At 57.1% G+C, this 10,500-nt stretch carries 11 protein-coding genes and 3 pseudogenes; 10 read left to right on the forward strand and 4 right to left on the reverse strand.

Annotated features, from left to right (window positions below; all coding sequences use genetic code 11):
• Positions 1–599: 599 nt before the first annotated feature.
• Positions 600–923: a ferredoxin FdxA gene (gene fdxA, locus AACY52_RS27835; protein WP_065872510.1), complete on the reverse strand. Its 324-nt coding sequence runs from the start codon at positions 921–923 to the stop codon at positions 600–602.
• Between the two features lie 142 nt (positions 924–1,065).
• Positions 1,066–3,657: a DNA mismatch repair protein MutS gene (mutS, locus tag AACY52_RS27840; protein WP_339418276.1), complete on the reverse strand. Its 2,592-nt coding sequence runs from the start codon at positions 3,655–3,657 to the stop codon at positions 1,066–1,068.
• A gap of 210 nt (positions 3,658–3,867) precedes the next feature.
• Here mutS and AACY52_RS27845 point away from each other — a divergent pair, with 210 nt between their 5' ends.
• The 5 genes from AACY52_RS27845 (at position 3,868) to AACY52_RS27865 (ending at position 7,378) form a co-directional block, all read left to right on the forward strand.
• On the forward strand, positions 3,868–4,602 hold the full coding sequence (locus AACY52_RS27845) for a S24 family peptidase (protein ID WP_339418274.1): 735 nt from the start codon (positions 3,868–3,870) through the stop codon (positions 4,600–4,602).
• 598 nt (positions 4,603–5,200) lie between these two features.
• Positions 5,201–5,545, forward strand: a complete 345-nt coding sequence (locus AACY52_RS27850) for a phage holin family protein (protein WP_339418273.1) — start codon at positions 5,201–5,203, stop codon at positions 5,543–5,545.
• A gap of 21 nt (positions 5,546–5,566) precedes the next feature.
• Complete coding sequence (locus tag AACY52_RS27855; protein ID WP_339493526.1) at positions 5,567–6,082, forward strand: hypothetical protein; 516 nt, start codon at positions 5,567–5,569, stop codon at positions 6,080–6,082.
• 136 nt (positions 6,083–6,218) lie between these two features.
• The gene (locus AACY52_RS27860) at positions 6,219–6,404 is read left to right on the forward strand and encodes a Com family DNA-binding transcriptional regulator (RefSeq protein WP_081585403.1); all 186 of its coding nucleotides are present in this window, start codon (positions 6,219–6,221) and stop codon (positions 6,402–6,404) included.
• An 11-nt stretch (positions 6,405–6,415) separates the two neighbouring features.
• On the forward strand, positions 6,416–7,378 hold the full coding sequence (locus AACY52_RS27865; RefSeq protein ID WP_339455570.1) for a hypothetical protein: 963 nt from the start codon (positions 6,416–6,418) through the stop codon (positions 7,376–7,378).
• A 265-nt stretch (positions 7,379–7,643) separates the two neighbouring features.
• Here the strand turns inward: AACY52_RS27865 and AACY52_RS27870 are convergent, their stop codons facing one another.
• Positions 7,644–7,997 carry a hypothetical protein gene (locus AACY52_RS27870; RefSeq protein ID WP_339561027.1) on the reverse strand — a complete coding sequence of 118 codons (354 nt, stop codon included), beginning with the start codon at positions 7,995–7,997 and terminating at the stop codon, positions 7,644–7,646.
• A 209-nt stretch (positions 7,998–8,206) separates the two neighbouring features.
• Between AACY52_RS27870 and AACY52_RS27875 the strand changes: the two are divergent.
• The 5 genes and pseudogenes from AACY52_RS27875 to AACY52_RS27895 form a co-directional block, all read left to right on the forward strand.
• Positions 8,207–8,323: pseudogene (locus tag AACY52_RS27875) on the forward strand (chemotaxis protein); the annotation flags it as partial.
• On the forward strand, positions 8,313–8,681 hold the full coding sequence (locus tag AACY52_RS27880) for a hypothetical protein (RefSeq protein ID WP_339561028.1): 369 nt from the start codon (positions 8,313–8,315) through the stop codon (positions 8,679–8,681). The pseudogene AACY52_RS27875 and the gene AACY52_RS27880, both read left to right, overlap by 11 nt.
• A pseudogene (locus AACY52_RS27885) lies at positions 8,681–9,049 on the forward strand (phage tail protein); the annotation flags it as partial. The gene AACY52_RS27880 and the pseudogene AACY52_RS27885, both read left to right, overlap by 1 nt.
• Positions 9,050–9,055: 6 nt before the next feature.
• Complete coding sequence (locus tag AACY52_RS27890) at positions 9,056–9,268, forward strand: tail protein X (RefSeq protein ID WP_339561029.1); 213 nt, start codon at positions 9,056–9,058, stop codon at positions 9,266–9,268.
• Between the two features lie 9 nt (positions 9,269–9,277).
• Positions 9,278–10,248: pseudogene (locus AACY52_RS27895) on the forward strand (phage late control D family protein).
• A gap of 136 nt (positions 10,249–10,384) precedes the next feature.
• Here AACY52_RS27895 and AACY52_RS27900 read toward each other — a convergent pair.
• Positions 10,385–10,500, reverse strand: a 116-nt coding sequence (locus AACY52_RS27900; protein WP_143497295.1) for a transposase, incomplete at its 5' end; no start/stop codon positions are given.

Below are 10,500 nucleotides of genomic sequence, written 5' to 3' on the forward strand. Positions count from 1 at the left end.
AAGGGCGGGTGTTGGAGGGATGTTTCTGAACCACCGTCCAAGGCCTTCGAGACCCAGGACGGTGAAGATATCAAAGACCCGGTTTCCGGTGAATCGTAAGGCTGCTCCGCTTAAGTGAACAGCATTATCGACCCTGTCGGGGCTTTCTCATGTCTGGAGGGCGGTCAAGCGGTGGCGGTTACGCATTTACGCAATTGGTCGTGTAAGCATTTACTTACTTTTTCGTAAGCGATTGGTTTTTTTACCCGTCTTGTGCGGCCCAGTTCTTCGAGAGCTTTCTCTATCTGATTGAAATATAACAATTAATTATTTCATGGTGCCCGCGAGAGCCTGCCAGCCAATGGGTTAGATGCCGTTGAACTTTCTTTGGAACTCTCTAACATCAGCCCTGTGTCCACGGATTGGCACAGCCATCAAGGAACGATGGTTGAAGGAACGTCGCAGGATGCGACTCATCAGGATGATGAAAAGGAATAAAGGGACTAGGGAAAAAATGTGGGCGGGTCATACCGCCCCTTTTTTTTGTCTGTAGAAAAGTGAAACCCGCCATCCAGAAACGCAAAAAGGCCCGCAAGGGGCCTTTTAGGGGGGCGACGCTATTAGCGTTCGAGCTCTGCAATCTTACCTTTTTTGCCATCCCACTCCGCTGCGTCCGGCATCGGGTCCTTGCGCTCAGTGATGTTCGGCCAGATTTCCGCCAGCTCGACGTTCAACTGAATAAATTGCTGCATCTCTGCCGGGACTTCATCCTCGGAGAAAATAGCGACGGCCGGGCATTCAGGCTCACACAGGGCGCAATCGATGCACTCATCCGGGTGGATAACCAGGAAATTCGGGCCTTCGTAGAAGCAGTCCACCGGACACACTTCTACGCAGTCGGTGTACTTGCACTTGATGCAGTTGTCGGTGACGACGAAGGTCATTTCTAATTTTCTCCTCAGGCGGCGGCAGCGAAACCCCTTATGGCGGGGTTCGCGAGGTTCGGGAGCGATAATCTGCAGGCCAGGCTAAACGCCCGCAGCATCCCAAACCGCGCGAGATAATATCAGCTTGCAAGCGTCTGCGTTAGACCCGTGTCTTCAGTGCATAGAGCAATTCCAACGCTTTTCGCGGCGTCAAGTCGTCCAGGTCAAGCTTTGCCAGCTCATCCAGTACCGGATGGGGCAGGCTCGCGAACATATCGCTCTGGTGCGGCGCGGCCGGCTTGTTGGAGGTTTTGGCAGCGCTGGCGACCACGGTTTCATGGGGCAGCGCCGTGGTTTCCAGCCGGCTGAGGTGTTCGCGAGCGCGGGTGATCACATCGTTCGGCACACCGGCCAGTTGTGCCACGGCCAAGCCGTAACTCTGGCTGGCAGGCCCCGGCAACACATGGTGCAGGAACACGATGCGCTCGTTGTGCTCGGTGGCGTTCAAGTGCACGTTGGCCACCAGTGGTTCGCTTTCCGGTAGAACGGTCAGTTCGAAATAGTGGGTGGCGAACAGCGTGTAGGCGCGCAAATGCGCCAGGCGCTCGGCCGCCGCCCAGGCCAGGGACAGGCCGTCGAAGGTGCTCGTACCGCGTCCCACTTCGTCCATCAATACCAGGCTGCGTTCGGTGGCGTTGTGCAAAATATTGGCGGTTTCGCTCATTTCCACCATAAAGGTCGAACGGCCACCGGCCAGGTCATCGCTGGAACCGATCCGGGTGAAAATGCGATCAACCAGTGACAGCTCGCAACTCGCGGCCGGGACAAAACTGCCGATATGTGCGAGCAACACAATCAAGGCGGTCTGACGCATATAGGTGGATTTACCGCCCATGTTCGGACCGGTGATGACCAGCATGCGGGTGTCGTCGTCCAGCGACAGGTCGTTGGCGACGAAGGGGGTGGTCAGCACCTGCTCTACAACAGGGTGGCGACCTTGCACGATACGCATGCACGGCTCGCTGACAAAACGCGGGCAGTTCAGGTCAAGGTTCAGCGCACGTTCGGCCAGGTTGCTCAGCACGTCCAGTTCGGCCAGGGCGGCGGCGGTGTCCTGCAGCGGCGCCAGTTGGCTGATCAAGTCTTCCAGCAACGCTTCGTAGAGCATTTTTTCCCGAGCCAAGGCGCGGCTCTTGGCCGACAGCGCCTTGTCTTCGAATTCTTTCAGCTCCGGCGTGATAAAACGCTCAGCACCCTTGAGGGTCTGGCGACGTTGATAGTCGATAGGTGCCGACTCGGCCTGCTTGCTGGGCAACTCAATAAAGTAGCCATGCACGCGGTTATAGCCGACTTTCAGGTTGGCCAGGCCGGTGCGGGCTTTTTCGCGGGCTTCCAGGTCAATCAGGAACTGCCCGGCGTTTTCGCTCAGGGATTGCAGTTCATCCAGCTCGCTGTCGTAACCGGTCTTCAATACGCCACCGTCGCGGATGATCGCGGGCGGGTTGTCGATGATGGCTTTTTCCAACAGCGTCGCCAGTTCCGGGTAGGTGCCAGCGGTTACCGCAAGCTGTTGCAGGTGCGGCGTATCCAGTTCAGTCATCGCTACTTGCAGTTGCGGCAAGGCGCCGAGGGCATCGCGCAGACGCGCCAAGTCACGCGGGCGCGCGTTGCGCAGGCCGATCCGCGCCAGAATGCGCTCTATATCGCCGATTTCCTTCAACTGCGGCTGCAGCTTTTCAAAGCGATAGCCGTCCAGCAGGCAGGTAATAGACGACTGACGCGCTTGCAGCACGCTCAAATCCCGCAACGGACGGTTCAGCCAACGGGTCAGCAAACGGCTGCCCATGGCGGTCTGGCAACGGTCAACCACCGATTGCAGGGTGTTATCGCGCCCGCCGGCCAGGTTGGTGTCCAACTCCAGGTTGCGACGGCTCGCACCATCGAGCACAACGGTGTCGTCCAGACGCTCATGGCGCAGGCTACGCAAATGCGGCAGGGCCGTGCGCTGGGTTTCCTTGGCATAGCCAAGCAAGCAACCGGCGGCACCAATGGCCAGGGTCAGGGTTTCGCAGCCGAAGCCTTTGAGGTCCTGCACCGAGAATTGCTGGCACAGACTTTTCAACGCCGAGTCACGCTCAAAATCCCACGGGGCACGACGTTTGGTCCCACGACGTTTTTCCGCTGGCAGGTCCTTCGGCCAATCATCCGGAATCAACAACTCCACCGGATTGATGCGCTCCAACTCCGCCAGCAGATTCTCCCAGCCCTTGATCTCCAGCACAGTGAAGTTGCCACTGGTGATATCCAGCACCGAAAGCCCGAACAGACGCTCATCACCCAGCACCGCGGCGATCAGGTTATCGCGACGCTCATCCAGCAGCGCTTCATCGCTCACCGTCCCCGGCGTAATAATGCGCACCACCTGACGCTCAACTGGCCCTTTACTGGTCGCCGGATCGCCGATCTGCTCACAGATCACCACCGACTCGCCCAGTTTCACCAGCTTGACCAGGTAGCCTTCCAACGAATGGTAAGGAATCCCACACATTGGAATCGACTGCCCCGCCGACTGCCCGCGCGCGGTCAGGGTGATGTCCAGCAATTTGGCGGCCTTTTTCGCGTCTTCGTAGAAGATCTCGTAGAAGTCGCCCATGCGATAGAACATCAACTGATCAGGGTGCTGGTTTTTCAGGCGCCAGTACTGCTGCATCATGGGGGTGTGGGAGGACAGATCGGAGGTGTTTTTACTCATTAGGTAATAGGCAAATTCGTTGAAAGTGATAGGGCAAAGGTGGGGCGCTCGGCCCAGCTGATTTTGCAATGGGCGCAAGGTTAACACGCGAGGTCGGGGGTTCGCAGTCCACATCAAGATAGGTAGGTCGGACTGGTAAATGCATGATTTATGCATAAGAATGCAAATTAGCATTTGCCAGCCCCAAAAACTCCCGTCACTATCCCCGTTATGCAAAAACGCAACGTTTCTATCGTCTTACGCGAGCTGCTGGACCGCGACCGGATCTCCCCCACGGAGCTTCACCGGCGTACCGGCGTGCCTCAATCCACGTTGTCCCGGATCCTCAGCGGCAAGATCGTTGATCCGTCGGACAAGCACATCTCGCGCATCGCCGAGTACTTCCGCGTGAGCACCGACCAACTGCGCGGCCGCGCGGCGGTGGGGGCTTTGCGCGATGACGGGCGCGACCCGATGCATTCGGAACTCAAGGACATAAGCCTGTGGGACGACGACACGCCCGTTAATGATGACGAGGTGTCGATCCCCTTTCTGCGCGAGGTTGAATTGGCTGCTGGATCAGGAAGATTCGTCATCGAGGAAAGTGAGAAGGCCAGCCTGCGATTCGGTAAGCGCAGCCTGCGGCATAACGGTGTCCAGTTCGACCAGGCCAAGTGTGTGACGGTGCGCGGCAACAGCATGTTGCCGGTGTTGCGTGATGGCGCGACGGTTGGGGTGAATGCGGGCAAGAGTGGCATTGGTGACATCATCGATGGCGACTTGTATGCCATCAATCACAATGGCCAACTGCGCGTGAAACAGCTCTATCGCCTGCCTTCCGGGATTCGCCTGCGCAGTTTCAACCGTGATGAGCATCCGGATGAGGACTACAGTTTTCAGGATATCCAAGATGAGCAGATCAGCATTCTCGGCCATGTATTCTGGTGGGGCATGTACGCCCGTTAACCTCCTCACGTAAGACGAAGCCCGCCAATGCGCGGGTTTTTTTTCGCCCGTAGAAAATCCCCAAACCCTCGGTGTGCAAGGCTGAAAATGCATTAATGCATTTTAATGGTAAAAATAAATGCATTTGTGCATTGACTGTATATGCATACATGCATATTCTCCATCTCAAGCCAGCCAACAAGGCCTGGTGGAGGCGGCAAGGATGCTGCCAAGGAAGACAAGGACGGCACGCAACATCGGCAAGGATGCCATCTGAGCGATGGCAGGGACGCCAGGTAACACCGGCAAGGATGCCGACGCTCTTTAGTTTCACCGCATTACAAGAACAGGCAGCGATGAACCGGCCTCAACGGTTCAGAGGGTTGGCAACTGACCCGGGTGTGCAGCGTAAAGCACCAGAAGCAGTTATCCGGCAGACAGGGATCGTGGTCGGAAAAAAATTGAGGAAAGAACCGTACCGCGCCAGTAGCGCCGACAGTTCGAAGCGGGACCGCATTACTGAAAAGCCCGGGCAACCGGGCTTTTTGGAATGCCTACCTGTAAATGGATTTACCCAGAAACCGGCCCTTTGCCGGCAGGCTCAGCCAGGAGGCGTGACATGACAAACGAGCAGCAAGTGTTAGCGGAAATGCCTATCTGGCTGGTGATCGCACTGGCCCTGGTGGGTGGGGTGTCCGGCGAAATGTGGCGCGCCGACAAGGAGGGCGCCCGCGGTTGGTCGCTGATCCGGCGCCTGGCGCTGCGGTCCGGGGCGTGCATGGTCTGCGGGGTATCGGCGTTGATGCTGTGCTACGCCGCCGGCATGTCGATCTGGACCGCCGGCGCCATAGGTTGCCTGACCGCCATGGCCGGCGCGGACGTGGCCATCGGGCTCTATGAACGCTGGGCGGCCAAGCGCATTGGGGTCAACGAGCCCCCGAACTCTCGCCCGGATCAGCAGTAACCGCTGCAAGGATGCAAGCAGATGACACTTCTCGAAAAACCTTCCCAACTGCCGATGGCAATTGGGATTGCACTGAAGAGCGCGTCCCCGCAACTACGAGTAGGCAATCACCAGGACTTTTCCGGCACGCCGGATAACACCGGCGTTTTGATCAGCGTAGAGCGCAACGGTCCGGGCGTTCGTTCCCTCGCAGGGCGCAAGGCGCATGCGTTGTCGATCTCGCTCAGGGCCATGGTCGCCAGGGCGTCGGCACCGTTTGACGCCTGCGACCTGGCCAGCCAATTGATGGACCTTGCCTTGGGTAACCGCTGGGGTCTGCCAACCGAGCAGTGCGACCTGCCCTCCGCCATTGTCGCGGCACCTTCCGCACTCACCGGTGCGGAAACGGACTACGACACCTGGACCGTTTCCTTCACCCAAAACCTCTATCTCGGCCCGTCACTGCTCGACGATCCCACCGGCAAACCGCTGTTTGCCCGCACCTGGGAAGTCACGAATATCGATGATCCGGATCAATACCGCCCGTTGCAGGAGTAGTCCATGCATTGCTACGGGATAGCCTCGGCCTGGTCTCGATACTGCCAGATCGCAACAGTAGCTTCCAAGCCAGCCAAGGCCCCCACTGCTCGCACGAGCGGGAGGGAGCTTGGCAGATAAATAAACGGACTTGCAGATGTTGAAAGAATTCAGATGCGGTAACTGCAAAAGACTTCTCGCCCGTACGGGTGGGTTTACAGAGCTCCAGATCAAATGTTCCCGGTGCGGGACGTTGAATCATGTGAAGGCCACGAGCCTCGAGCAATCGCCCATGAGCGCCATACGCCCAATACAGAGGCCTGAACTTAAATCAGCTAAGTAACGGAGTTTAAAATGGAAAACGCAAACTCGGCGTCTCAAACCTTGCAAGATCTTTGGACTCAAGTACAACCGGTGGATAACACCGGCATGCTTAGGCGCGTGGTTTTTGCCGAAGGCAAGTTTTATGCGGCTGGTGGCAACGGTCTTCCCACAACCACTCAGCTTGTCAGCGGAAACGCAACTGGTACAGCGTGGACCAAGCTTAAGGGCGTCGTCACCTCTGATAGCGGAAAGGTCCTCAACGACCTGTACTGGAACGGTATTGGGACACAGCTTCAAGCCCTTTCTCAATCCGGCAATGTGGTCTACGGCAGCACAGCACGCCCTGAAAGGGCTTGGACAGACATTACGGCAACTGTTCGCGCGTCCGGAGACTTGCAAGGTATTGTGTATTATGAGCCAATTTTCGGCAGCAACACGACCTGGATACTGGTTGGGTCTAACGGTAAAGTCTTTTCCCGTTATGGCGATTGGTCAGGCCAGGTGGAGCGCACTACGACCTTCACTTCTGGCGAGACTGTGTACTGCGTCAACGTCATTGGCGTTTATGTGTTGGTTGCGGGATCGAATGGGAAGCTGCTTAGCGCTGTGAAGCTGGCGACGGAGAATCCGCAAACATTCGAGACCATGACCAGCACCTTCGGCACTAGCACCATCCTTTCCATGAAGCTTTGCAACGGGAAAATGTTTATCGTTGGTGCGGATGGCAAGATGGCATATTCATCCGGTGGGCTTATCTGGACTGCTGTTGAAGATACCAGTTTCGGTGGAACCATCATCCGCGACATTGCTTACGGTAATGGCAAGTATGTAGCTGTCGGCGACGGCGGCAAGACAGCCGTTTCCGAGGATGGGATCGGCTGGGTTCAGCAAGCCAACACTTTCGCAGGAACCGATATCCGGAGCGTCGCCTTCGGTAACGGCAACTTTGTAGCTGTTGGTGCAGGCGGCAAGATTGCTTACTGGACTCCATGATCTTCTATCTCCTTGCGTAATAGAGCCCAGCCGTCGCGCTGGGCTTTTTCATTTCTGATTCAGACTCGCCACAGCCAGGGTGGCCCTTTGGGGGATGCCTGGGCGCTGATAAGCCGGTAGTGCAGCGCTACGGAAAAACACCGGAGCCCGCGCGTGCTGTTAACACCTGACTTCCAGGGTAGCGCGAGACAGGAACGGCTAGATCGATGCATTGGGGCGTCGACGCTGGGGTTGTCTTTGGCTGATGTCGGGAAAGACCGCTAACCTACTCCTGTCGCAGTGAATTTAGATAATCCGTGCAAAACTTAGTATCGAGGATTTTCTTTGCACGGGCTTCTTGCTCCTTTCCCGATGAGCCAGGAGGACCCAATATTTCGTTTTTTACGCCCTCAAACATCGCGACTAACTCTTCTCGATTTTTCTTCATGCCGCTTTCTTTCATGTAAAAAGCGGTAGTGTTCAGCGACTTTACTATCACAGCATGTTCAATATTTGGATCACCGCTCCCCGCCAAGGCGCACCGAATCATTTTTACTGCGTGCGCCTCATGGGTTTCGCACCCCTGCATATTGAGAAGAGCAACAACAGCTAGCGCTGTGGAAACTTTCCCTCTCTTCATGTTGTTCTTCCTGTGCTTGGATAAATATTTAGATTTTCCAGCTGAAGGTACGCTCTACCCGATCCAGATCTACCTTTTCAGGTCTCTACATTGGTAGGGGCCTTTTCGTTTTCGGCTCCACCACACCCATTGCTCCAAGCTGGGAGTGCTGCTGGGGCTAACTTATTTGTACAGGTCGTACTTCGGCCACCTTTCTCTATGGAGTGGCGATGGATCCTAACGACCTGGGGCCAGGCACGTTCGCGTGGCTTGGCGGTACCGGCACTGTTCTGCTCGGTGGTCTGTTATGGCTGAGAAATTTCTCTTCAAGTCAATGTGGTTCAAGGCCTACGCAGCGGTGGCGTAAACGCCGTCGGCTCAGGCCTCAGCACCGCTGTCGGTGGCGCAATCGGTGGTTTGCTCGGCAGCGAGGCAGGCAGTTGGCACGGTGACAAACTGTTCGGCTCAACGGATCGCCTGCCTGCACCCAATGCGGTGAGCAAGGAACTCAATGCGGCGCGTACGGATAACGTGCAAGTCACCCTCGCCCCAAGTATCCAGATCATCGGTGTAAACCCCGCCGACGCCCAGCAGGTCGTCAACCAGGTGATCCAGGCGCTGCAGTGCCAATGCATGCCGATGCTCACCGACAGCCTGGGCATCCGACGCAACGCGGCACTGGCCGATCCTCCAGGAGGTGATTGATGCGACAACAAATGGTGCTCGGCGACTTTATCTTTGGCTTGTCCCGAGGGTTTGCCTATTCGTCGTTGATACGTACCAGCGACGGCGGCTGGAGTGACTTGGTGATTATCGCCAGTAAACCCCAGTCGCGACAGAGCGGGCAGAAGCTGGAAAAACTCACGTTCAACGGTACGGCGATGTACGCCACCGGCATGCAGCGTCTGGACGAATTGCGTGCGCTGCAGAATACGCGGGCGCCGTTGCCCCTGGTTGACGGCATCGGCCGTAACTGGGGCTTATGGCGGATTAATTCGGTGGTGGAAACCCAGAGCAATGTGATCGATGACGGCGCCGCCATGGTCATGGCCTGGGCGTTGGAGTTGGAGGATTCGTCAATGCGTAGAGTGCGAAGTATTGCTGGTGATTCGGTCAACCTGTTGCTTTATCGGGAGCTGGGCCGTTGCGATGACGCAGCGGATGAAACCCTCTGGCGCCTGAACCGCGAGCTTGCCGAATATGGCCCGGTGCTGCCGGCCGGCGTGTGGGTGGTCGTGCCTGAAATGCACGCTCGGCCGGGTGCTGTGCGCCCCGTTTTGGCCTGGGACTAAGGAGGCTCTATGGCACAGGGATTTACGCCTATCGTGGAGTTTTATGGCGCCAACGCGGCGCTGCTCAATCAACGCTTGATGCGCTGGAGCCACACCGACGCCGCGGGCATTGAGACTGGCCGGCTGGAGCTGACCCTCAATATCGAGGGGCTGGACGGCCTGCCCACGCTGAACGGCAACATCGGCTTGCGTGTCGGTTACCTGGAATCGGGGTTGGTGGAGAAGGGCGAGTTTGTCGTCACCCAACGCACCCCGGTGCTGTTTCCCATGAGCTTGATGATCATGGCCACCGCAGCGCCCTTCAGCGTGGTCGATGCAACGGGTTACCGCCAGCGTCGATCCGCCAGTTACGGTCCGACCACCCTGGGCGCGCTGTTTCGCTAACTGGTCAGTCGTCACGGCTATTCACCGCGAGTGGCGCCGGCGCTGGAGGGGATTGCGATCGCGCACATCGACAGTCCAACGAAAGTGACATGGCGTTCATTTCGCGCCTTGCCCGACACTATAGTGCGGTCACCAAACCGTTTAACGAACTCTATGTGTTGGCCGAAGCCGGCCGAGTCAAGTCGCTCTCCGGCCAGCTATTGCCGCAAGTGAAGCTGTCCGTGACCGATTACAACCGCCCCGGTGAACATAACTTCATCACCGCCAAGCTCGACGAAAACTCCCGCTCGAAATACGAAGGCTGCCGCGCCAGTTGGTGGGATACCTCCGCTGCTAAGCAGCGCGTGGTTCAGGTGGGGAATGCCCCGTTCAAAACCTTGCGCCAACGCTACTAGAACGAAGCCCAAGCCCGCGCCGTTGCCGAAGGCGAACTGCGCCGTGTGGGTCGTGAAAATGTGAAGTTGCTGATCGATTGCCCGGGCAATCCATTGTAGGCCGCGGAAGGGCTGTTAGTGCTGGATGAGAGCTGGCCGTCCTATATGCAGGGACGATGGTCGATAAAGCAGGTGGTTCATGTTGGCGATCCGGCGACGTGATACCGCAATTCGATCACGGCGGGTGGGTTGTCGATATAGATACGTTTCGAGAGTAAAACCAATGGTGATAACACTCCCTCAGCTGCTTGGCGTTATGCCGGATGCCCGCCTTAGAGCGGGCCTTTTTTTAGGTTCTTCACGGATTGCCGGGAAAGACGCTCTTGATCTTCATGAAGAAGAACTCGCTGTCCCGGTAACCGTACGCCATTCGTTTGATGACCTTTATTCGATTGTTTATTCCTTCCAACTGAC

The sequence above is a fragment of the Pseudomonas sp. EA_65y_Pfl1_P113 genome (genome assembly GCF_963970525.1).
Lineage (GTDB): Bacteria > Pseudomonadota > Gammaproteobacteria > Pseudomonadales > Pseudomonadaceae > Aquipseudomonas > Aquipseudomonas tritici.